Here is a 21,080-nt window from a genome sequence, read left to right as displayed (position 1 = left end):
GCCTCGGCGCTCAGGCCGGGCAACGCCCTGGGATCAAGCCGCGCCGGCGGGGCTAGTTCGGGCAACCGCGCGCCGGACAGCCTCAGTCACCGCCTCGAACGCGAGCAGCGTCGAAGCGTGGCGGGCGGGGTAATCCTTAACCGGGGCGAGCATCGAAAGGTCCGAAAAGCGTCCAACGGGCGCGGGTGCGCCACCCTTCAACATAGCACGGAACTGGTCGCGGGCCACCTCAAGCTCCGGCAGCGTGGCGCCGACCACGTGCTCGCCCAGCACCGAGGCGGCCGCCTGGCCGAGCGCGCAGGCCTTCACCTCCTGGGCGAAGTCGGCCACCCGGTCGCCCTCCACCGTCACGTCTACCACCACCCGGCTGCCGCACAGCCTGGCGACCTTCTCGGACGACCCGTGCGGGTCGGCGAGGCGCCCGGCGCGCGGCATGTTGGCCGCCAGCCTGAGCAGATTGGCCGAATAGAGGTCGTCGATCATCGCGCCATGGATGTAGGCGCCGCCTTGCCCTCGCGCCACGCCGCCTCGGCGCGGGCCTTCAGCGCCTCGTTCATCTCGATGAAGCCGCGGCGCACCGCGCGGCCCATGCGCTTGGCGATGGAGGGACCCATCAGGCCGCCGAAGATCTCGCCGTTGGAGACGATGCAGCTCTCGTCGCCGAGCTGTTCGATCTCGATGTAGCGGGTGGTCTTGATCATCCCGCGCATCAGGGTCAGGCGCCAGTGCAGCTGGTCGCCGGGAACCCAGTCCAGCACCACCGGATGGATCTGTTGCGGGGGCTGACCCGGGACCACCAGGGTCAGGTCCAGGGTCTGGCCGATGCGGATTTCCCCCGAGGCCTTGGGGTACATCGGGTTCCACTCCTCCCAGCGATCCAGGTCGTAGATCACCGCCCAGACGGCCTCGGCCGAGGCCTGCACGCCGATGCGGTGCTCGATGCCAACGCCGCCGGGCGGTTTGGGGGGCGCAATGGTCCCCGCGGGGGCCATGGGCTTGGGCTTGGGCGGCGCGGGGCCGCGGAAGCCGAACAGGCTGGATTTTAGCGGCGGCGGCGGTGTGAAGGGCATCAGGCCTGCTCTCGGAGGCGCCAGGTAGCGCCGTTGGGTCCATCCATGACGTCGACGTTGAGCGCCGTCAGTTCGGCCCTTATACGGTCGGCTTGCGGCCAATCCTTGGCGATCCTGGCCGCGTCGCGGGCCACGATCAGGGCGTCGATGCGGTCCTTCAGGCCCGCGTCCGCGCCGCCCTGGAACCAGGCGTCGGGGTCGCTCTGCAGGAAGCCCATGACGCCGGCCAGAGCCATCAGGTCCTGCTTCAGGGCGCCCGCCCGGCCCGCGCCTTCCCGCACCGCCTTGTCCAGGTCGTTGGCCAGGGCCTTCAGCGCGGTCATGGCGGCGGGGCTGTTCAGGTCGTCCATCAACGGGGCGATCTGATCCTCGGCCAGACTGGCGCTGCCGCCGGCGTCCACCGCCGCGGCCCGCTGCAGCACCCCGTACATGTGGTCGAGGGAATTCTTCGACTGGACGATGACCTCCTCAGTCCAGGCCAGCGGCTGGCGGTAGTGCGCCGAGAGCAGCGCCCAGCGGATCGCCTCGCCGGGGTACTGCTGCAAAAGGTCGTGGGCCAGGGCCACATTGCCCAGGCTCTTGGACATCTTCTCGTCGCCCATGTTGAGGAAGCCGTTGTGCAGCCAGAATCGAGCGTATTCCTCGGCGTGGTCGGCGCACAGCCCCTGGGCCATCTCGTTCTCGTGGTGCGGAAAAACCAGGTCGATGCCGCCCCCGTGGATGTCGATGGGCAAGCCCAGTACTTGCTCGATCATCGCCGAGCATTCGATGTGCCAGCCGGGCCGCCCGGCCCCCCAGGGGCTGTCCCAGGAGGGCTCGTCAGCCTTCGACGGCTTCCACAGAACGAAATCGGCCGCGTGGCGCTTGTAGGGGGCCACCTCCACCCGGGCGCCGGCGATCATGTCATCCAGGGACCGGCCCGAGAGCTTGCCGTAGTCCGGCCAAGCCTGGGTGTCGAACAGCACATGGCCTTCGGCGGCGTAGGCGCCGCCGTTCTCCACCAGGCGGCCGATCATGGCGACGATCGCGTCCATGGTCTCGGTGACCCGGGGCTGGAAGCTGGGCGGCAGGGCGCCCAGCGCGGCGGCGTCGGCGTTGTAGGCGGCGAGGTAGCGGTCGGTGACCGTGGCGATCGGCACGCCCTCGGCGGCGGCCTTGGCGTTGATCTTGTCGTCCACGTCGGTGACGTTGGCCGCATAGGCCACCGCGTCCGCGCCATAGAGCCGGCGCAGCACCCGAAACAGCAGATCGAAGACCACCACCGGCCGGAAATTGCCGATGTGGCTGTAGTTGTAGACGGTGGGCCCGCACACATACATCGTCACCCGCCGGGGATCGGCAGGGGCGAAAGGCCGCTTCTTGCGGGCCATGGTGTCGTAGAGGTTCAGGGTCATGGCAAAGCTAACGCTGCGTCACAGTTGCCCGGTCGGGCGGTCGCCCCATATACAGTTCGCCCGGACTTGAAGCCACGGGGTCTAGAACCGCCATGGCCAGGCTCCGGAGCTAAGGGTGGCACGCGTCATTCCGGGGCCTTCGTCCCGGCGCAACTCAGCCCTGGAAAGACCGCTCGCACACATGGACGCCGTGACTCGCGACCGAACCCTGATCGGGAAGTCCGACCAGGAACTTGAAGCCGTGAAGCGCCCCACGCGCGAAGAGGCGATGGAGGCGGTGCGCACGCTGATCGCCTGGGCCGGCGACGACCCGCGCCGCGAGGGCGTCATCGACACGCCCAAGCGGGTGGTGGACGCCTACGGCGAATGGTTCGAAGGCTACAACCTCGATCCCGCCAAGGAATTGTCACGCACCTTCGAGGACGTGCAGGGCTACGACGACATCGTCATGCTGCGCGACATCGAGGTGGAGAGCCACTGCGAGCACCACATGGCGCCGTTCCTGGGCAAGGCCTTCGTGGCCTACATGCCCACCAACCGGGTAGTGGGCATCTCCAAGCTGGCCAAGGTAGTGGAGATATTCGCTCGCCGGCTGCAGACCCAGGAGACCATGACCCAGCAGATCGCCGACGCGATCACCGACAGCCTGCGCCCGGCCGGGGTCGCGGTTCTGATCGACGCGGCGCACCAGTGCATGACCACCCGTGGCGTGCACCACCGCCACGTGACCACCATCACCACCCAGTTCACCGGGGTATTCAAGACCGACGCGACGCTCCGCCAACGCTTTCTGGACTTCGCCAACCGCCGCTAAGGGCGCGAGGCTAGCGCGTCGCGGCCAAGCGGCGCCATATGGACGCGATGACCAAGTTCTCCACCGCCCCCGACAAGCGAGCCCTGGAACAGGGCTCCGAGCTCACGCCGCGCTTCGACGCCGCCGGCCTGATCGCCGCCGTCGCCACCCACGCCGACACCGGCGAGGTGCTGATGGTGGCCTGGATGAACGCTGAAGCCCTTTCGGCGACCCTGGCCACCGGTGAGGCTCACTACTTCAGTCGGTCCCGGGGCGAGCTCTGGCATAAGGGCGCCACCAGCGGCCAGGTGCAGCAGGTGGTCGAGACGCGCATCGACTGCGACCAGGACGCCGTCTGGCTGAAGGTGCGGCCGCAGGGCGACGGCGGCGCCTGCCACACCGGCGCCCGGTCCTGCTTCTACCGCGCCATCGAGGACGGCAAGCTGGTCCCGGACCGCGCCTAGGCCTCCGCCACGCCGGTCAGGCCCTGGCCGTCCGGCCTCACGCGGAAGGTCTTGACCACCCGCGTCGTAAAGGTCGGCTCTACGACGCTGGAGACCGCCACCATGTCGGCGCGGGCCTCGTCGCGGGTCAGGGTCAGCAGGACGAAGCCCTTCGAAGTCTGGTCGTTGAACACCACTTCCTTGTTCACCCGCGCGATTACCTCGCCCCAGTCGAGGCCGGGGGCCAGCTCGCCGGCGCCCGGGCTGGTGATGCCGGTGGTTCCGAACTCGCAGGCGACCCTGCGGCCCCCCGCGTCGTGCAGGTCATTGGCCCAGAAGGAGTGCGAGTCTCCGGTGACGACGATCGGCCGGGCGGCGGCCTGTTTCACCAGGCCGTAGAAGCGCTCGCGGTCGGTGGGATAGCCGTCCCACATGTCCAGCGCGGTGGGCAGTCCCAGTGCCGCAATCGGCTCGCGCTGCTCAAAGCGCCTGCGGCCAGCCGGCGACATCGCCGCCAGTTCGGCGGGCGACAGGGCGGCGCGGGTGGCCGGCATGACCCGGGCCATCACCACCTGGTTGCCGATCACCTGCCAGGCGTGCCGGGCCGCCACGGAGCGGCTCAGTTCCTTGGCGATCCAGGTTTCCTGCCGCGCCCCCATCATCCGCCGCTTGGGGTCGTTCAGCTTGGCCTTGAAGCCCTCCACGTCGCGCTTGCCGGCCACCTCGGGCATGTCGCGGTCGAAGTTAAGCTGCCGGTCGCGGGCGCCCAGCCGGGTCTCCACCATGATCAGGCTGGCCAGGTCGCCGAAGTGGAACGACCGGCTGGCGGCCTCCACCATGGAGGCGCCTGGCGCCGGCTCGCGGATCGGCATCCATTCGTAGTAGGCCTTCAGGGCCACCGCCTTGCGGGTGTTCCAGTCGCCTTCGGTCTCCGGGGAGTGATTTTCGGCGCCGGTGGCGTAGCTGTCATTGGTGGTCTCGTGATCGTCCCAGGCGACGATCCAGGGCGCCCGCGCGTGGGCCGCCTGTAGCTGCTTGTCGGACTTGTACTGGGCGTGGCGGCGGCGGTAGTCGGCCAGAGTGACGATCTCGTGCGGCGGATCGTGCGGCCGCTGGCCGGCCACCGCGGAGTTCATGCCGTAGGTGCCCGGGCCGCCGTACTCGTAGATGTAGTCGCCCAGGTGCAGCACCGCGTCGACCCGCTCCAGGTCGGCGATGGCCTGGTATGCGTGGAAATAGCCATTGGGGTAGAGCGAGCACGACGCCACCGCCAGCACGACGTCCTTGACCCCGGCGCGCGGCAGGGTCCGCGTGCGGCCCCCGCCGATCCCCACCGACTCGAACTGGAACCGGTAGGCGTACTCCGTTCCCGGCTTGAGGCCGCCGACATCAACCTTCACCGTGTAGTCGCGGTCCGCGGTCGCCCATTGGCTGCCCTTGGCGACCGTGCCCGCCGACCCGGCCAGCGCCACGTCCCAACTGACCAGGAAGCCATCCTTGGGGGTCTGCTCAGCCGTGAGAGGGGTCACGCGGGTCCAGATGACCACGCGGTCGGACAGAGGATCGCCACTGGCCAACCCATGGGCAAACACCACGCGCGGGGTCGGCAGGCTCTTGGCCCGCGCCGCCGGCGCCGCTGCGCCCAGTCCCAGGAGGGCCAGCGCCCTGCGTCTGTCGATCTTCATGGTCGTTCCCCCCGGTTCGGCCCCGTAGTATGGCGCGCTATCACCACAGGAGCATGACGGCCCATGTCGAAGGAAGACCTCCACGTCCCGCGCGACAAGATAAGCCGCGAGACGCTGAACAAGCACTACGCGATCACCTCGCTGATCGAGGAGCTGGAGGCGGTCGATTGGTACCGGCAGCGGGCCGACGACTGCGACGACGCCGAGCTGAAGGCGATCCTGCTGCACAACGCCCGCGAGGAGTTGGAGCACGCCGCCATGGTCCTGGAGTGGCTGCGCCGCAACGACGGCGAGGTGGACGAGCAGCTGCGGGAATACCTCTTCAAGGAGGGCTCGATCACCGACCACGAAGAGGGCGCCAGCGGGAAGCATGACCTCTGAGCCCCCGGCGGACGAGGCCGAGCTCGAGGCCGCTGACGTCCGCATCGTGGAAATCACCACCGAGGAAGCTGTCGGCCGCATCGACAAGGTGCTGGCCGTGCGCCTGCCGCAGATGTCGCGCGGCCGCATCCAGGCGCTGATCGCCCAGGGACGGATCAGCTTCGCAGGGGTGGCCGTGGCCGACTCCGCGGCCCGCGCCGTGGCCGGCGACTACACCCTGTCGATCCCGCCGCCGGAACCGGCCGAGCCGGCCCCCGAGGCGATCCCACTGAGGGTGCTGTTCGAGGACGCCCATCTGATCGTGATCGACAAGCCTGCCGGGATGGCGGTCCACCCGGCCCCCGGCAGCGCCAACGGCACCCTGGTCAACGCACTGCTGCACCACTGCGGCGCCAGCCTCTCGGGCATCGGCGGGGTGGCCCGGCCGGGCATCGTCCACCGCATCGACAAGGAAACCTCCGGCGTCATCGTCGCCGCCAAGACCGACGCCGCCCACCATGGCCTCTCGGCGCTGTTCGCCGCCCACGACATTGATCGGGTCTATCTGGCTTTCACCCGCGGCGCCCCGCACCCGGCTCGGGGCGCCATCGAAGGCGCCATCGCGCGCTCCACCAGCGACCGCAAGAAGATGGCGCTGGTGAAGTCCGGTGGCCGCCACGCCATCACCCACTATGCGGTGGAGGCGGCTTATGGCCCGGCGGAGAAACCCTCGGCGGCCCGGGTCGCCTGCCGGCTGGAGACCGGCCGCACCCACCAGATCCGCGTCCACCTGGCGTCGAAGGGCGCCCCCTGCCTGGGCGACCCGACCTATGGCTCCGGCCCGCCGACGCCTGCGGTGCGCGAGGCGATCGCTGAGGCGGGCCTGACCCGCCAGGCGCTGCATGCCCAGGTGCTGGGGTTCGTCCACCCGGTGACGGGCGAGACCCTGCGCTTCGAGAGCCCGCCGCCGGCGGACATGGCCGCGCTGGAAGCATTGCTGCAGGCCTTGTGAGATTACATCGCCTTGAAGACGCCCCGTTCAGGGGGTAGAAATCCCCCACTAGAGCAGTCGGACTTTCGGGTCGTTCTCCCAACGGCCTTCCGCCACCGCAACCTCATCCTTATCTGAAGGGTTGGAGGGGGCGGACGGTCTTGCGCGCACGGCGCGCATCGGGCCGAACGTCCGGGAACAGGGGATCGTCCATGGCCTCGAACGCCATCACCGTCATGTCGCCGGAAGGCGGCCTCAGTCGTTATCTGTCTGAGATTCGCAAGTTCCCCATGCTCGCCAAGGACGAGGAGTTCATGCTCGCCAAGGCTTGGCAGCAGCATGAAGATTCGGAGTCCGCCCATCGCCTGGTCACCAGCCACCTGCGTCTGGTGGCCAAGATCGCCATGGGCTACCGCGGCTACGGCCTGCCCATCGGGGAAGTGATTTCCGAGGGCAACGTCGGCCTGATGCAGGCGGTAAAGAAGTTCGATCCCGACCGCGGCTTCCGCTTGGCGACCTACGCCATGTGGTGGATCCGCGCCTCGATCCAGGAATACATCCTGCGATCCTGGTCGCTGGTGAAGATGGGCACAACCGCGGCGCAGAAGAAGTTGTTCTTCAACCTTCGCAAGGCCAAGAGCGAGATCGAGGCCCTGCAGGAAGGCGACCTGCGGCCCGATCAGGTCAGCCAGATCGCCACCAAGCTGGGGGTGCTGGACGCCGAGGTCATCTCCATGAACCGCCGGCTGGCCGGGGGCGACGCGTCCCTGAACTCGCCGCTACGCTCAGACAGCGAAAGCGAATGGCAGGACTGGCTGGTCGACGACCAGACCCCCAGCCAGGAGACCGTGGTCGCCGAGAACCAGGAGAAGTCCCAGCGCATGGGCCTACTGGGCGAGGCCATGACCGAGCTCACCGACCGCGAGCGTCACATCCTGACGGAGCGGCGGCTGAAGGACGATCCGACGACCCTTGAGCAGCTGGCCTCGCAGTACGGTGTCAGCCGCGAGCGGGTGCGCCAGATTGAGGTGCGGGCGTTCGAGAAGCTGCAGAAGTCGATGAAGGCCGCCGCGGTCGAGCGCAACCTGGTCAACGCCTAGGCGGGCCGATCAGGCGGCCACGTCGGTGCGGTCGTCCATGTCCTTGGGCATGTAGGCCAGGAGCGGCGCGGCGCGCTTCTCCAGGTCGGGCCGGCTGAAGGGCGCGCCCAGGCTCGCAGCCTGCTTCAGGTAGCGGTGGAAGTCGGTGGCGGCGGTGACCAGGGTCAGGTCGGAGACCGCCGTGGCCGCCTTCTGGATGTCGCCGGCCTGCGCCAGCATGGCCCGCAGGGCCTGTTCCGGATCGCTCTCCACCGCCATCACCGCCGAGCGCAGAATCTTCAGCGCCTGGGCGATGCGGGCGGCGTCCGGGGTTGCGCGGTTGTCCGAGCGTCGCTTGAGCGCCCCGGTATAGTCGCCGGAGTTGAACCGGCGTCGGTCGGGGCCGATGTAGCCCACCGCCTCCACCCAGTCGCGCTGGCGAAGGGTCACCGCCTCCAGGCGGCGCAACAGGTCCTTCACCGTAAAGGGCTTGCGCAGGAATTCGTGCACCCCGGCGTCGCGGGCGGCAAGGATGCCCGCCGCCGTGGCCGAGCCCGTGGTCATCACCACCGGCGCCTGGCGGCAGGAAAGCGTGCTGCGGCGCAGCTTCTTGGTGAAGTCCGCGCCGTCCACGGCCCCGTCCTTCAGCTCCACAAAAATGATGTCCGGATTGCAGGTCTCGGCGAGCCTCAGGGCCTTTTCGGTGGTCGACGCCATCCAGATCTGCGAGCGCACGATATTGCGCATCAGCTCGCCCACCAGGCGTGCGCTGGCCGGCTGCGGGTCGGCGATCAGCACCCGCTGCAGCAGGGGCGCCATTCGCTGGATGGTTTTCTTGTCTTCGTCGAACACGTCAGGCTCCGCGGATCGCAAAGCCTTACGCGGGACGGGTAAAGAACGCCTTGACGATACCGCCGGTCGCCGGCGAAGAAATCAGTCCTGGAACGGATCGCGCACCAGGATGGTGTCGTCCCGCTGCGGACTGGTGGACAGCAGCGCCACCGGTGCGCCGATCAGCTCCTCAATCCGCCGGACGTACTTCACCGCGTTGGCCGGCAGATCCTTCCAGGACCGCGCGCCCTGGGTGGTCCCGGCCCAGCCCTCCATCTCTTCATAGACCGGCGTCAGGGCCGACTGCGCCTTCAGACCGGCCGGCAGGTAACTGAAGTCCTGGTCGCCCAGCCGGTAGCCGGTGCAAATCTTCAGGGTCGGCAGCCCATCGAGTATATCGAGCTTGGTGAGCGCGATGCCGCTGATGCCGTTCAGCGCCACGGACTGGCGCACCAGGGCCGCGTCGAACCAGCCGCAGCGGCGGCTGCGCCCGGTGACCGTGCCGAACTCCTTGCCCACCGTCCCCAGGTGCTCGCCCACCTCGTCGAACAGCTCCGTGGGGAACGGCCCCTCCCCCACCCGGGTGGTGTAGGCCTTGACGATCCCCAGGACGTAGCCCGCGCCCCTGGGTCCCAGGCCGGAGCCCGCCGCGGCCTGGCCGGCCACGGTGTTCGACGATGTCACGTAGGGATAGGTGCCATGGTCCACGTCCAGTAGCGCGCCCTGGGCCCCTTCGAACAGCACCCTTCGGCCTGCCTTGACCACCCCGTCCAGCAGCAGCCAGGCGGGGCGTGCGTAGGGCAACAGCCTCGGCGCCATGGCCTCCAAGTCGGCCAGCAGGGCGGCGGCGTCGATCTCAGCCAGGCCGAGCCCGCGGCGCAGCGGTCCGTGGTGGGCCAGCAGCCGGTCGATCTTGGCCTCCAGGGCCTCGCGGTCGGCCAGATCCGCGACCCGGATGGCGCGCCGGCCGACCTTGTCCTCATAGGCGGGCCCGATGCCGCGTCCGGTGGTGCCGATCTTGTTGAGCGCCGCGGCCTCGCGGGCCTGGTCCAGGTCGCGGTGCATCGGCAGGATCAGGCAGGCGTTGTCGGCCACCACCAGCAGCTCAGGAGTGATGACGATGCCCTGGGCGCCGATTTTTGCGATCTCGTCCATCAGGTGCCACGGGTCGACCACCACGCCGTTACCGATCACCGAGAGCTTGCCCTGCACGACGCCCGAGGGGAGCAGGCTGAGCTTGTAGGTCTGGTTGCCCACCACCAGGGTGTGGCCGGCGTTGTGGCCGCCCTGGAAACGCACCACCACGTCGGCACGGTTGGACAGCCAGTCCACCAGCTTGCCCTTGCCCTCGTCGCCCCACTGGGCGCCGATCACGGTGACATTGGCCATGGATACGATCTCTCCACCTGCCCGGAGAAGTCCGCTGCGCCCTTCGACAGGTGCTCGGCGCGGGACTGGAGATCGAATGTGGCCGGCTGCGCGAACGCTCCAGCGGGCGCGGTGTAGACGATGCCGGCCCCGGCCTCAAGGGCTCGCGCGACTCCGCTCTGCGCGCTAAATCGCAGGGCATGGACATTCCGCGCTTCCACCTGGCCTTTCCCGTCCGCGATCTGGCCGAGGCCAGAGCCTTCTACGGCGGCCTGCTGGGTTGTCCGGAGGGCCGCTCCAGCGACGACTGGATCGACTTCGATTTCCACGGCCACCAGATCGTCACCCACCTGGCCCCGCCCGAGGCTGGCGTGGCCACCAACCCGGTGGACGGCGAGGACGTGCCGGTGCGCCACTTCGGGGTGATCCTCAGTCTGCCCCAGTGGGAGGCCCTGGCCGAACGGCTGAAGGCCGCGGGGACCCGGTTCATCATCGAGCCGCAGGTTCGCTTCAAGGGCGAGCCCGGAGAGCAGGCGACCCTGTTCTTCCTCGACCCCTCTGGCAATGCGCTGGAGTTCAAGGCCTTCGCGGACGACGCCATGGTGTTCGCCAGATGAGCGTCAGCCTCGCCGACATAGACGCCGCGGCGGGGCGGCTTGCGGGCCATGCGGTAGAGACCCCGCTCATCGAGAGCCCCGCTTTGAACGAACGCATGGGCGTCCGCGTCCTGCTGAAGCTGGAGACCCTGCAGCGGGTGGGCGCCTTCAAGTTCCGCGGCGCCTACAACCGGCTGGTCCAGCTGACGCCCGACGAGCGAACCCGCGGGGTGGTGGCCTTCTCGTCCGGAAACCACGCGCAGGGGGTGGCGCTGGCCGCAAAGCTGCTGGGCATGCCGGCCCTGATCGTCATGCCCCTGGACGCGCCGGCGGTGAAGGTGGCGGCCACCAAAGGGTATGGCGCGGAGGTGTATTTCTACGACCGGCTGACCGAGAGCCGCGAGGCCATCGCCGCGCAGATCGCCGCCGAACGGGCCTGCGTGGTGGTGCCGGCCTTTGACGATCCGCACATCATCGCCGGCCAGGGCACGGTCGGCCTGGAACTGGTCCGCCAGGCCCGGGCCATCGGCGTCACCCTGGGGGTAGCGGTGGCGCCGATCAGCGGCGGCGGGCTGATCTCCGGCATGGCGACGGCGATCAAGGCCCTGTCGCCCGACACCGCCATCGTCGGCGCCGAGCCCACAGGCTTCGACGACACCTTGCGCTCCCTGCAGGCCGGACAGCGCGTCACTATCAAGCCCACCGGCCGCTCCCTCTGCGACGCCCTGGAGAGCCCTTTCCCCGGCGAGATCACCTTTCCGATCATGCTCGAGTCCGTGGCCGACGTGGCCCTGGTCACCGACGCGGAGGTGGCCGAGGCCATGCGCTACGCCTTTTCCACCTTGAAGCTGGTGGTCGAGCCAGGCGGCGCGGCGGGGCTGGCGGCGCTGCTGGCCGGCAAGGTGAACCTCTTCGGCGGGACCAGCGCGGCGGTGGTGCTTTCCGGCGGCAATGTGGATCCGGAGCTGTTCGCCAAGGTCCTGCGCAGCGAAATCTAGGCCAGCGCCGCCAGGGCGCCGGCCGCATCCAGGATCGGATCCACCCGTCGCCGGGCCTCAACCGACAGCCGCGCGTAGGCGGCGCGCAGCTCCGCCAGGCACTTGGCCTGGTAGCGAAACACGCCCTGGCTGTAGGCGTGGCCCATCAGCTCCGTCTCAAAGGTTTCGCGCCCGTCATGGATCGCCTGGGCGTTCGCCTGCAGGAACGGCAGATAGACCTCCCCCGCCAGCTTCAGGAGCCCGGCCGTCGCCGCGGTGGGCGCCAGGGTCGGATCTCGCCATTCGCCCTCGATCCCGCTGGCGTCGTCGATGTTTACTAGCCAGCGCATCAACAGCGGGGCGGTCTCGCGCATCAGGTCGTGCGGGGTCGGATCGACGGCGAGCTGCGAAAGCTGGCCGAACCAGGCGAAGTCGGCCAGCGAGGGGCGCGATCCGAACAGGTAGAGGTCCTCGGCGGCCATGCGGTCCAGCAGGGCGTAGACGCGCTGCGCCGTAGCCTCGATCAGCGGGGCGTTCTGCGGCGTGCAGCCGACCAACGCCATGCGGCCCACCTGGCGCGCCCGGAACAGGTCCGCCGCCGCCTGGATCGCCTCGCGGCCGCGACCCTTCAGGCGGTCGAAGGCCAGCCACTGGCTCATCTGCCGCTGGTCGCGCTCCCGGTCCCAGCGGTAGTGGAACATGGCCTTGGTGCCCCACTCGTCGGCGAAGTCCTCCAGCAGGGCGGCCAGGAAGGCTTGGCCAGCGTCGTCCGGCACGATCGATCGCACTCCCGGATGTCGCCGCTCGAGCTCCAGGACCAACGGGGTGGAGTCGTTCATCACCGTGCCGTCAGGGAATTCCAGCACCGGGATCACCGGCGCCTTCACCTGTGCGAACAGCGGAGCCATGACCTGCGGGTCGTTGGCCGAAATCCACTGGTGCGGCAGCCGGCGGTAACGCAGCACCGCGCGCATCTTCATGGAGTAAGGCGAGCCGAGGCCGCCATAGAGCTTGTAGTCGGCCATTGGCTCTCCCCTGATCTAGAGCCGGTCCTCCGGCGCGGGCTGGCGCCGAGCTTCCCTTGGCGTGATCAGCCTGGCCAGCCTTGGCTTCAGCCAAGCCTCGAAGTCGTCGACGAACTCATAGACCACAGGCACCAGCACCAGCGACAGGATCGTCGAGGTGATCAGGCCGCCGATTACCGCCACCGCCATCGGCTGGCGGAACTCCGCGCCCTTCTCCAGGGCGAAGGCCGTAGGCAGCATGCCCGCCGCCATGGCCATGGTGGTCATGACGATTGGCCGAGCCCGCTCGCGGCAGGCTTCCAAGAGCGCCTCGCGCTGGCCCATGCCCTCGCGCTCCCGCTCGATGGCGTACTCGACCAGCAGGATCGAGTTCTTCGCGGCCAGGCCCAGCAACATCAGGAAGCCGATCAGCGAGGGGATCGACAGCGACAGGTTGAAGGCCAGCAAGCCCAGGAACGCCCCGCCCACCGCCAGCGGCAGGGCCGAGAGGATCACCGCCGGCTTGAAGAAGCTGCGGAACAACAGCACCAGCACGCCGTAGATCATCGCCACCCCGGCGAAGATCGCCAGGCCAAAGGAGCCGAACAGCTCGGCCATGGCCTCCGCGTCGCCGGTGGCGGCCGGGCGCACGCCGGGCGGCAGGTTCTTCATGATCGGCAGGGCCGCGACCGCCTTTGAGGCCTCGCCCAGCTCCACGCCGTTCAGCTCGGCCTGGATGGTGATCTGGCGCTGGCGGTTCAGGCGCTCGATCTTCGCCGGCCCGGCCTGGAAGTCCACGTCGGCCACGGCGTCGAGCGTGGTCATCCCGCCACCGGCCGTGGGCACCCGCAGGGACCTGATCCGCTCCAGGTCGCTCCGCGCCTCCGCTGGCAGGCGGATGCGGATGGGGATGCGGCGCTCGCCTTCGTTCAGCTTCGGCACATTGGCGTCGATGTCGCCCACTGTGGCCACCCGGGCCACCTGGGAGATCGCCTCCACCGAGACCCCCAGGCGGGCGGCCTCGTCAGGGCGGGGCCGGATGATCAGTTCGGGGCCCACCGGCGGGACCGAGGGCCTGGGATCAGCCAGCTCGTCAAGGCCGCGCATCTGGCGTTCCAGCTCCAGGCCAGCGCGCTGCAGGTTGGCGGGGTTGTCGCCGGCGAGCACCTGCTGGAAGCCCGCCGCACCCTGGACGCTGAGGAAGCCGACGCGGGCGTCGGGGATCGCCCGCAGCTCGTCGCGCACCCGGGCCTTGATTTCGTTGCCGGAGACGCTGCGCTTGGTGTGCAGCACCACGGTGATGGTGCCGTCGCGCAGGTCGCTGCTGCCGGAGCTCATGCCGGGGCCGAAGCTGGCCACTGTGGAGCCCACCTGGGCGAACACGTCCTTCACCTCCGGCTGGCGCTGGAAGATCTGGGTCACCCGCTGGGCGGTGTCCTCCATGGCCGCGACGTTGGCGCCGGGGGGGCCCTGGACGCTGACGTACATGAAGTCCGGGTCGCCTTCGGGCTGGAACCCGGTCGGCAGCAGGGGCGCCAGCATCAGCGAGCCGATGAACACAAGGCCGCCGACGATGGAGGCGATGATCCGGTGGTCCAGCGCCCACTCCAGGATGCGGCGGTAGCGGCCCTCGAAGGGTTTGCGCGGCGCCGGCTTGTGGCTGGGCGTCAGCAGGTAGGCGGCCATTAGCGGGGTGAGCAGCCGGGCCACCACCAGGGAGAACAGCACCGCCACGGAGACGGTCAGACCGAACTCGCGGAAGAACTGGCCGGCGATGCCGGGCATGAAGCTGACCGGCGTGAAGACCACCACGATGGCCATGGTGGTGGCCACCACGGCTAGGCCGATGGCGTCGGCGCCCTCGATGGCGGCCTGGTACGGCCGAACGCCGGTGGCCACGCGTTTTTCGATGTTCTCGATCTCGACGATGGCGTCGTCGATCAGGATTCCCACCACGAGGGTTAGGGCTAGAAGCGTCACCACGTTCAGGGAGAAGCCGGCCAGCTGCATGACGAAGAAGGTCGGGATCAGCGACACCGGCATGGCGAAGGCGGTGATCAGGGTCGCGCGCCAGTTCCGCAGGAAGAACAGCACCACCAGCGAGGCCAGCGCCATGCCCTCCAGGAGTACGTTCTGGGTGGCGTGGAAGCTCGCCCGGGTCTCGTCGACGGAGGAGAAGATCTTGGTGACCTTGACCCCCGGCTGGGCCTTCTCCAGCGCGGCGATCTTGGCGGTGACCGCGTCCTCCACGGCGATGTCGCTGGAGTCCCGGGTCTTGGCCACCTGGAAGCCCACCACCGGGCGGCCGTTGAGCCGCGCGAAGCCGCGCACCTCCGACGCCCCGTCCCCCACCTCGGCCACGTCGGTCAGCCGCACGAAGCCGCCGGACGGCGTCGGGATGGAGGTATCGCGAAGCTGCGCCAAGGTGTCCACCGAGCCCAGGATGCGCAGGGTTTGTTCGCGCCCGCCCACCGATACCCGCCCGCCGGGGGCGTCGAGCTGGAAGCCGCGCAGGGCATTGTTCACCTGGGCGGCGGTCAGGCCGCGGGCCGCCAGCCGGTCGGGGTTGACGATCACGTTGATCTCGCGGGCTACGCCGCCCACCCGGCTGACGCGGGCCACGCCCTTGGCGGACTGCAGTTCCCGCGACAGGGTGTCGTCCACGAACCACGAGAGCTGTTCGTCCGACATGGCCGGCGCGGCTACGGCGTAGGTCAGGATCGGCGCGGCGCTGTCGATCTCGACCTGGGTGACAGTGGGCTCGTCGATGTCGCGGGGCAGTAGCGCGCGGGCCTGGTCGATCTTGGCGCGCACCTCGTCGGTCTTCTTCTGCAGGTCCTGGCCCATCTCGAATTCGATGGCCGTGGACGACACGCCCTGGCTGACGCTGGACATGATGTTGTTGACGCCGGAGACGCCGGCGATGGCGTCCTCCACCGGCCGGGTGATCTGGGTCTCCACCTCGCCGGGCGCGGCGCCGCTCTGGGTCACAGTGACCGAGACCAAGGGGAACTGGATGTTCGGGTACTGCTTCACGGGCAGGCCGCCGTAGGCGATCATGCCGGCCAGCACGAGGGCGATGAACAGCACTGACACCGGCACTGGGTTGCGGATCGCCCAGGCCGATATGGGGAAGCCGGTGACGCCCTTCATCGGCGCACGACCGCGGCCTTGGCCGCGGGGGCCGCGCCCGCCATCGGGCGGATCATGTCACCGTCCAGCAGGAAGGCCGCGGCGTTCTGCACAACCCGCGACCCCGCGGGCGGACCTTTGACCAGTTGCACCAAGCCCGAGCCGCGCTGGCCGGTCTGCACCGCCACGCGCTTCACCCGGTTGTCAGCCCCCACCACCATGACGCTGGCGCCATCGGCGTCGTAGCGCACCGCCGTCTCCGGCACGGCCAGGGCCAAGCCGGAGGCCTCGGCAAACACCGCGCGACCGAAGCCGCCGGCCCGGATGTCGCTGCGCACCGGCAGGTTGATGCGCACGGTGGCGAGCTTGGTCTGCGGATCGATCTGCGGGCTGACCAGGCGCACGGTCCCCTGCGCCACCCCGCCCCCCGGCAGGGTGACGGTGGCCGACTGGCCGATGCGTACGCCGGAGAGGTCGTCCTCGGATAGCTGGGCGGCCAGCTCCACCTGCCCGTCGCGGGCCAGCCGGAACCAGGGCGTCGTGCTGCCGCCGGAAAGTTCGCCCGGACGCACGTTGCGTTCCAGCACCAGGCCGGAGACCGGGGCAGTCACCGACAGCTTGGCGGTCCGGGTGCGGATGTCGCGCAGCGCCGCGGCCTGGGCGTTGGCGCTGGCCCGGGCCGCGCGGGCCTGGAAGCGGCGCTGGTCGATCTGTTCCTGCGACAGCACGCCCTGGCCGTCTAGGCCGGCCACCCGGCGGGCCTGGTCCTCGGCCTGCAGGGCCTGGGCCTCGGCCTGTGCGCTAAGCGCTTGCTGCTGGGCGAGCTGGGCCTGGATCAGGGCGGGGTCGAGCTGCACCAGGGTCTGGCCCCGGCGGACATAGCTGCCGACGTCCACCAGCACCCGGGCCACCCGGTAGCCGGCGACCTCTGGGGACACGGCGGCCTCCTCGCGGGCCACTAGGTCGCCGGAGGCGGCCAGCGCCCCGGTGATGGCCTGCGGCGCCACGATCACCACGCGCACGGCGCGGGCCTGCTGGGCGTCGGTCTCTTTCGGCGCGGCGGGTTTCTGGCAGGCGCTCAGCGCCAGGAGGGCGGTGATCGCCAGGAAGGCGGGGTTTGGTCTCATGCCATCTCGCTCAGCGGGCCGGGGCTTGGGTTGGATAGTTTTGCGCCTGCCAGCCGCCGCCCAGGGCCTTGTAGGCCTGGACGGTGCGACGCAGGGACTGCACCTGGGCGGCGGTCAACTGGGCGCGGGTCGCGCGCCACGCCTGCTCGGCGCCCAGGGTGGTCTGCAGGTCGGTGAGGCCGCGGCCGTAGCCGATCCGCGAGGCCTCATAGGCCCGGGCCGCGCGGGCCTCGCCGTCGGTCAGCAGCGCCGCGCCGCGCCGGTCGGCGTCGAGGCGCACCAGCGCCCCCTCGGCCTCGGCGAAGGCGGTCTGCACGGCTTTCTCGTAGGCGATCACCGCCTGTTCGGTCCGCGCGTTCTGCGCCTTCAGCTCCGCCAGCAGCCGCGGGATCGACAACAGCGGCTGGGTCACCCCGCCGCCGATCGACCAGCTCTGGGTCTCCGAGGAGAAGCCGGGTTGCACGGTCTTCGACCAGCCGAGGCCAGGCGTCAGGGTGAAGGTCGGGAAGAAGGCCAGCGCCGCCACGTCCTGGCGCCCGGCGGCCGCCGCCACCCGCGCCTGGGCTTCGCGCACGTCGGGCCGCCGCGCCAGCAGCTCACTGGGGATCGCCGACGGCACGGGCGGGGCCTGGCCGACGTTGGGTGGGGCGGAGATGTTGGCGGTGGGCTCGACGATCCGGCCCGTGAGGATCAGCAGGGTGCGGCGCTGCACCTGCAATTCGGCCTCCAGGCTGGCCGCACGGGCCTCGGACTGGGCCAGGTCGCCGGAGATTCGATCGGGTTCGGAGGTGGCCGCGATCCCCGCCTGGGCGCGGCGCACGGCTAAGTCATAGAGGCTACGCTGGATGCGGGCGCTCTCGCGGGCGTCGGCCAGTTGGATGGCCAGGCCGCGCGCCTGGAACCAGGCGTCGGCCACCTGGGCGGCCAGCGCCGCGCGGGCGCCCTCATATTCGAAGCGGGCGGCGGCCACTTCGGCGTTCACCGTCCGGCGGGCGGCGAACGCCCGGCCGAACAGGTCGACCTCCCAGCTCACATTGAAGTCCGCCGAATAGGCCTCGGACCGGCCGCTGGTGGAAAAGCCCGGGATATTGATCCGGGTGCCGGAGAGCTGGTCGGTCTCGGTCTGGCGGGCCTGGGCCCTGAGGCCTCCCTGCGGCAGGAACTGCACCAGCGCGCCGGTGCGTTGCGCGCGAACCTCCGCCAGCCGGGCCGCGGCGCTGCGCGCGTCGGGATTGGCCACCAGGGCCTGCTCGATCAGGGTGGTCAGTTCGGGATCGCCGAACGCCGTCCACCAGCGGTCCAGCGCCACCGCCGTCGCCGGCGGGGCGGCAGGCGCCTCGAAGGCCCCGGGCAGGCGCACGTCCGCCTGGCGCGGCGTCGCGCAGGCGGCGAGCGCAAGGCAGGCCAGGACGGCTGCGGGAGTGAGGTGGCGCATCAAGGGGTCTTCGCTTCGGGCCGTGGCGACGGGGGTGTTGAACACAGGTATGCAACTGCGCAATGGCTGCGCTGTAACAAATCGCCCGCCCGTTCGCCCCTCCGCCGGCGGCTCCGCGGCCCCTGACGACGCACCACTGGCCGAAACTCGGCCCGCGGTCCAGACCTTCATGCCCGCTGGCGTTTCCGGGCGGACAAGCTCGAAACACCGGATTCGCGCCACCCGGCCTCGTTCAGCTGATTTCCTCCGAACATGGAAGGCTCTAGGGTCGCGGCGAATCCGAGCTCAGAATCCCAGGTTCCCGCGATGAAAACCCTCCTCCTCTGCACCGCCGCGGCCGTGCTCTCCGCCAGCGCCGCCAGCGCCGCCGACGCGCCCCTGGACGCCGCCCGCATCACCCGCGACGTGCAGGTGCTGTCCTCCGACGCCTATGAGGGCCGCGGCCCCGCCACCCCCGGCGAGACCAAGACCGTCGCCTACCTGATCGAGCAGTTCAAAGCCGCCGGCCTGCAGCCCGCCGGGGATCTCCAGGCGAACGGTACGCGCGCCTGGACCCAGGACGTGCCCCTGGCCCGGTTCACCACCAAGGGCCCGGTGGCGGCCAGCTTCACCGCCGCAGGCCAGGTCCAGACCCTCACCCAGGGCGAACACATCGCCATCCGCGCCGCCCAGACCGGCGTCGATCGCCTGACCGTCAAGGACGCTGCGGTGGTGTTCGTCGGCTATGGTGTGAAGGCGCCGGAGCGCAACTGGGACGACTTCAAGGGCGTGGACCTGAACGGCAAGGTGGCCCTGGTGCTGGTCAACGACGCCGACTTCGAGACCGGCCAGGGCGACTTCGGCGGCAAGGCCATGACCTACTACGGCCGCTGGACCTACAAGTTCGAGGAGGCCGCCCGCCAGGGCGCGGTGGGCTTCCTGGTGATCCACGAGACCGCGCCGGCCTCCTACGGCTGGGCCACGGTGAAGAACTCCAACACCGCCGAGATCTTCGACGTGATCCGCGAAAAGCCCCTGGAGGCCCACGCGCCCCTGGAAGGCTGGGTGCAGCGCGACGTGGCCGTGGGCCTCTTCCAGAAGGCCGGCCTGGACTTCGAGGCCCTGAAGAAACAGGCCCAGACCCGCAGCTTCAGGCCGGTGGCCCTGGCCGGCGTCAGCTTCTCCACCGACTATGCGGTGGACGCCCAGAAGGTGGTCTCCAAGAACGTCATGGCCGTATTGCCGGGCGCCAAGCGGCCCAGCGAGCGGATCATCTACACCGCCCACTGGGATCACCTGGGGGTGGGCCTGCCCGACGCCTCGGGCGACCGCATCTATAATGGCGCCGTCGACAACGCGACCGGCACGGCGCTCCTCATGGAACTGGCCCGGGTGCACGCCAAGGCCCCGCGCACCGCCCGCTCGATCGTCTTTCTGGCGGTGACCGCCGAGGAGAAGGGCCTGCTGGGCTCGGAGTACTACGCCACCAACCCGGTCTATCCCCTGGCCACCACCGTGGCGAACCTGAATATGGACGGCCTGCGCCCCGCGGGTCCCGCCCGCGACTTCACCACCTCCGGCAACGCCCCGGTGAGCCTGCAGGACGACCTGATCGCGGTGGGCAAGACCCATGGCCGCACCTACAGTCCCGATCCCCGTCCCGAGGCGGGCAGCTTCTTCCGCTCCGACCACTTCTCCTTCGCCAAGCGCGGGGTGCCGGCGATCTCCTATGGGGCCGGCCAGGACCTGTTCACCGGCGGGCGGGCGCGCGGCGCCGCGTGGCAGGCCGCCTACAACACGGACAGGTACCACCAGCCCTCGGACGAGTTCGATCCCAACTGGAACGCCGCCGGCATCGTCGCCGACGGCCGGATGATCCACGACCTGGGCGCCATGTTGGCCAACTCCACGGTCTGGCCCGAGTGGAAGGCGGGGTCCGAGTTCAAGGCGGCGCGCGACGCGACCGCCGCCCAGCGGAAGTAGCGCCGGTGGCGGGGGCCGGCCGCATCCGCGCGGGAATCGGGGGCTGGACCTTCGAGCCCTGGCGCGGGGTGTTCTATCCCAAGGGGCTGAAACAGGCGGAGGAGCTCGCCTACGCCAGCCGCCAGCTCACCGCCATCGAGATCAACGGCACCTACTATTCGAGCTTCAAGCCGGAGAGCTTCGCCAAGTGGGCGGCGGCCACCCCCGACGGCTTCAAGTTCGCCGTGAAGGCCTCGCGGTTCTCCACCAACCGCAAGATCCTGGCCGACGGCGCGCCTTCCATCGCCATCTTCCTGGGCCAGGGGATCGTCGAGCTTGGGGACCGGCTGGGGCCGATTCTCTGGCAGTTCATGCCAACCAAGACGTTCGACTACGACGACTTTGCTGGCTTTCTCGACCTGCTGCCCGCAAGGCTCGAGGGCCTCGCGCTCCAGCACTGTGTGGAGGTGCGCCACGCAAGCTTCGCCGACGCCAGGTTCGTCGGCCTGTGCCGCGACCGCGACGTGGCTATCTGCCTGTCGGAGAACGAGAACTACCCGATGATCCCCGACGTCACCGCCGACTTCGTATATGCGCGGCTGCTGAAGGGCTCCGACGCCATCGAGACCGGCTACCCTCCCGCCGACCTGGACCTGTGGGCCCAGAGGTTCGCCGCCTACGCCGCCGGCGAGGTTCCCCACGACCTGACGCCCATCGACCGCACCGGCCTGCCCCCCGAGCCCCGCGACGCCTTCGTGTTCTTCATCCACCAGGGCAAGGTCCGCGCGCCCGCGGCTGCGATGGAGATGGTCACGCGGGTGGACGGATAGGCGCCGGCGCAAGGCCCCCGCGCG

19 protein-coding genes are annotated in these 21,080 nt (G+C 69.8%); 9 read left to right on the top strand and 10 right to left on the bottom strand.

All coding sequences use genetic code 11. The features are described from left to right. Positions 1 to 33 precede the first annotated feature (33 nt). The 3 genes from ACLL81_RS02395 to cysS are packed head-to-tail and all read right to left on the bottom strand — an operon-like array spanning position 34 to position 2,464. On the bottom strand, positions 34 to 483 hold the full coding sequence (locus ACLL81_RS02395; protein ID WP_411286749.1) for an iron-sulfur cluster assembly scaffold protein: 450 nt from the start codon (positions 481 to 483) through the stop codon (positions 34 to 36). After that, the gene (locus tag ACLL81_RS02390; RefSeq protein WP_411286748.1) at positions 480 to 1,070 is read right to left on the bottom strand and encodes an SRPBCC family protein; all 591 of its coding nucleotides are present in this window, start codon (positions 1,068 to 1,070) and stop codon (positions 480 to 482) included. The genes ACLL81_RS02395 and ACLL81_RS02390 overlap by 4 nt, the downstream gene beginning before the upstream one ends. Then, positions 1,070 to 2,464, bottom strand: coding sequence for a cysteine--tRNA ligase (gene cysS / locus ACLL81_RS02385; RefSeq protein WP_411286747.1), 1,395 nt, complete (start codon positions 2,462 to 2,464; stop codon positions 1,070 to 1,072). The genes ACLL81_RS02390 and cysS overlap by 1 nt, the downstream gene beginning before the upstream one ends. Before the next feature lie 181 nt (positions 2,465 to 2,645). On the opposite strand from cysS, the gene folE reads away from it, so the two are divergent. Continuing rightward, positions 2,646 to 3,278 (top strand): GTP cyclohydrolase I FolE, encoded by a 633-nt coding sequence (gene folE, locus ACLL81_RS02380; RefSeq protein ID WP_411286746.1) that lies wholly within the window; start codon positions 2,646 to 2,648, stop codon positions 3,276 to 3,278. 47 nt (positions 3,279 to 3,325) lie between these two features. Continuing rightward, positions 3,326 to 3,721 (top strand): phosphoribosyl-AMP cyclohydrolase, encoded by a 396-nt coding sequence (gene hisI, locus ACLL81_RS02375; protein ID WP_411286776.1) that lies wholly within the window; start codon positions 3,326 to 3,328, stop codon positions 3,719 to 3,721. Here hisI and ACLL81_RS02370 read toward each other — a convergent pair. Further along, on the bottom strand, positions 3,718 to 5,385 hold the full coding sequence (locus ACLL81_RS02370) for an alkaline phosphatase D family protein (RefSeq protein WP_411286745.1): 1,668 nt from the start codon (positions 5,383 to 5,385) through the stop codon (positions 3,718 to 3,720). The two genes, hisI and ACLL81_RS02370, sit on opposite strands and share 4 nt — an antisense overlap. 63 nt (positions 5,386 to 5,448) lie before the next feature. On the opposite strand from ACLL81_RS02370, the gene ACLL81_RS02365 reads away from it, so the two are divergent. From ACLL81_RS02365 to rpoH, 3 genes are all read left to right on the top strand, one after another. After that, entirely contained in the window at positions 5,449 to 5,766 is a 318-nt protein-coding gene (locus tag ACLL81_RS02365) for a ferritin family protein (protein WP_411286744.1), read from the top strand. Next, positions 5,756 to 6,757: an RluA family pseudouridine synthase gene (locus ACLL81_RS02360; RefSeq protein WP_411286743.1), complete on the top strand. Its 1,002-nt coding sequence runs from the start codon at positions 5,756 to 5,758 to the stop codon at positions 6,755 to 6,757. Before ACLL81_RS02365 ends, ACLL81_RS02360 begins: the two co-directional genes overlap by 11 nt. 191 nt (positions 6,758 to 6,948) lie before the next feature. Continuing rightward, complete coding sequence (gene rpoH / locus ACLL81_RS02355; RefSeq protein ID WP_411286742.1) at positions 6,949 to 7,836, top strand: RNA polymerase sigma factor RpoH; 888 nt, start codon at positions 6,949 to 6,951, stop codon at positions 7,834 to 7,836. 9 nt (positions 7,837 to 7,845) lie between these two features. Here the strand turns inward: rpoH and ACLL81_RS02350 are convergent, their stop codons facing one another. Both ACLL81_RS02350 and ACLL81_RS02345 read right to left on the bottom strand, forming a co-directional pair. Next, positions 7,846 to 8,667, bottom strand: coding sequence for a two-component system response regulator (locus ACLL81_RS02350; protein ID WP_411286741.1), 822 nt, complete (start codon positions 8,665 to 8,667; stop codon positions 7,846 to 7,848). 81 nt (positions 8,668 to 8,748) lie between these two features. After that, entirely contained in the window at positions 8,749 to 10,035 is a 1,287-nt protein-coding gene (locus tag ACLL81_RS02345) for an adenylosuccinate synthase (protein WP_411286740.1), read from the bottom strand. A gap of 179 nt (positions 10,036 to 10,214) precedes the next feature. Here ACLL81_RS02345 and ACLL81_RS02340 point away from each other — a divergent pair, with 179 nt between their 5' ends. Together ACLL81_RS02340 and ACLL81_RS02335 are read left to right on the top strand one after the other, a co-directional pair. Further along, positions 10,215 to 10,631 (top strand): VOC family protein, encoded by a 417-nt coding sequence (locus ACLL81_RS02340; protein ID WP_411286739.1) that lies wholly within the window; start codon positions 10,215 to 10,217, stop codon positions 10,629 to 10,631. Then, complete coding sequence (locus ACLL81_RS02335; RefSeq protein ID WP_411286738.1) at positions 10,628 to 11,608, top strand: threonine/serine dehydratase; 981 nt, start codon at positions 10,628 to 10,630, stop codon at positions 11,606 to 11,608. The genes ACLL81_RS02340 and ACLL81_RS02335 overlap by 4 nt, the downstream gene beginning before the upstream one ends. Here the strand turns inward: ACLL81_RS02335 and ACLL81_RS02330 are convergent. Genes ACLL81_RS02330 through ACLL81_RS02315 form a run of 4 tightly spaced genes read right to left on the bottom strand, consistent with a single transcriptional unit; the run spans position 11,605 to position 18,285 of the window. Next, the gene (locus ACLL81_RS02330) at positions 11,605 to 12,612 is read right to left on the bottom strand and encodes a glutathione S-transferase (RefSeq protein ID WP_411286737.1); all 1,008 of its coding nucleotides are present in this window, start codon (positions 12,610 to 12,612) and stop codon (positions 11,605 to 11,607) included. The two genes, ACLL81_RS02335 and ACLL81_RS02330, sit on opposite strands and share 4 nt — an antisense overlap. Before the next feature lie 15 nt (positions 12,613 to 12,627). Next, a complete protein-coding gene (locus ACLL81_RS02325; RefSeq protein WP_411286736.1) occupies positions 12,628 to 15,744 on the bottom strand; it encodes an efflux RND transporter permease subunit in 3,117 nt (1,038 codons plus the stop codon). Next, the gene (locus ACLL81_RS02320; RefSeq protein ID WP_411286735.1) at positions 15,741 to 16,850 is read right to left on the bottom strand and encodes an efflux RND transporter periplasmic adaptor subunit; all 1,110 of its coding nucleotides are present in this window, start codon (positions 16,848 to 16,850) and stop codon (positions 15,741 to 15,743) included. The genes ACLL81_RS02325 and ACLL81_RS02320 overlap by 4 nt, the downstream gene beginning before the upstream one ends. 10 nt (positions 16,851 to 16,860) lie before the next feature. Then, complete coding sequence (locus ACLL81_RS02315) at positions 16,861 to 18,285, bottom strand: efflux transporter outer membrane subunit (protein WP_411286734.1); 1,425 nt, start codon at positions 18,283 to 18,285, stop codon at positions 16,861 to 16,863. Positions 18,286 to 18,591: 306 nt separating this feature from the next. On the opposite strand from ACLL81_RS02315, the gene ACLL81_RS02310 reads away from it, so the two are divergent. After that, complete coding sequence (locus tag ACLL81_RS02310) at positions 18,592 to 20,247, top strand: M28 family metallopeptidase (protein WP_411286733.1); 1,656 nt, start codon at positions 18,592 to 18,594, stop codon at positions 20,245 to 20,247. Positions 20,248 to 20,252: 5 nt separating this feature from the next. Beyond that, positions 20,253 to 21,056, top strand: a complete 804-nt coding sequence (locus tag ACLL81_RS02305) for a DUF72 domain-containing protein (RefSeq protein ID WP_411286732.1) — start codon at positions 20,253 to 20,255, stop codon at positions 21,054 to 21,056. Positions 21,057 to 21,080: the final 24 nt, after the last annotated feature.

It is taken from the genome of Phenylobacterium sp. (assembly GCF_046590535.1).
GTDB lineage: Bacteria > Pseudomonadota > Alphaproteobacteria > Caulobacterales > Caulobacteraceae > Phenylobacterium.
Note: the sequence above shows the minus strand (reverse complement) of the source record. Positions and strands in the feature narration are given on the sequence as shown.

What these genes read in the sequence shown, in the direction of transcription:
- ACLL81_RS02395 (WP_411286749.1), bottom strand. Translation starts at nt 483, where the DNA reads ATGATCGACGACCTCTATTCGGCCAATCTGCTCAGGCTGGCGGCCAAC.
- ACLL81_RS02390 (WP_411286748.1), bottom strand. Translation starts at nt 1,070, where the DNA reads ATGCCCTTCACACCGCCGCCGCCGCTAAAATCCAGCCTGTTCGGCTTC.
- cysS (WP_411286747.1), bottom strand. Translation starts at nt 2,464, where the DNA reads ATGACCCTGAACCTCTACGACACCATGGCCCGCAAGAAGCGGCCTTTC.
- folE (WP_411286746.1), top strand. Translation starts at nt 2,646, where the DNA reads ATGGACGCCGTGACTCGCGACCGAACCCTGATCGGGAAGTCCGACCAG.
- hisI (WP_411286776.1), top strand. Translation starts at nt 3,326, where the DNA reads ATGACCAAGTTCTCCACCGCCCCCGACAAGCGAGCCCTGGAACAGGGC.
- ACLL81_RS02370 (WP_411286745.1), bottom strand. Translation starts at nt 5,385, where the DNA reads ATGAAGATCGACAGACGCAGGGCGCTGGCCCTCCTGGGACTGGGCGCA.
- ACLL81_RS02365 (WP_411286744.1), top strand. Translation starts at nt 5,449, where the DNA reads ATGTCGAAGGAAGACCTCCACGTCCCGCGCGACAAGATAAGCCGCGAG.
- ACLL81_RS02360 (WP_411286743.1), top strand. Translation starts at nt 5,756, where the DNA reads ATGACCTCTGAGCCCCCGGCGGACGAGGCCGAGCTCGAGGCCGCTGAC.
- rpoH (WP_411286742.1), top strand. Translation starts at nt 6,949, where the DNA reads ATGGCCTCGAACGCCATCACCGTCATGTCGCCGGAAGGCGGCCTCAGT.
- ACLL81_RS02345 (WP_411286740.1), bottom strand. Translation starts at nt 10,035, where the DNA reads ATGGCCAATGTCACCGTGATCGGCGCCCAGTGGGGCGACGAGGGCAAG.
- ACLL81_RS02340 (WP_411286739.1), top strand. Translation starts at nt 10,215, where the DNA reads ATGGACATTCCGCGCTTCCACCTGGCCTTTCCCGTCCGCGATCTGGCC.
- ACLL81_RS02335 (WP_411286738.1), top strand. Translation starts at nt 10,628, where the DNA reads ATGAGCGTCAGCCTCGCCGACATAGACGCCGCGGCGGGGCGGCTTGCG.
- ACLL81_RS02330 (WP_411286737.1), bottom strand. Translation starts at nt 12,612, where the DNA reads ATGGCCGACTACAAGCTCTATGGCGGCCTCGGCTCGCCTTACTCCATG.
- ACLL81_RS02325 (WP_411286736.1), bottom strand. Translation starts at nt 15,744, where the DNA reads ATGAAGGGCGTCACCGGCTTCCCCATATCGGCCTGGGCGATCCGCAAC.
- ACLL81_RS02320 (WP_411286735.1), bottom strand. Translation starts at nt 16,850, where the DNA reads ATGAGACCAAACCCCGCCTTCCTGGCGATCACCGCCCTCCTGGCGCTG.
- ACLL81_RS02315 (WP_411286734.1), bottom strand. Translation starts at nt 18,285, where the DNA reads ATGCGCCACCTCACTCCCGCAGCCGTCCTGGCCTGCCTTGCGCTCGCC.
- ACLL81_RS02310 (WP_411286733.1), top strand. Translation starts at nt 18,592, where the DNA reads ATGAAAACCCTCCTCCTCTGCACCGCCGCGGCCGTGCTCTCCGCCAGC.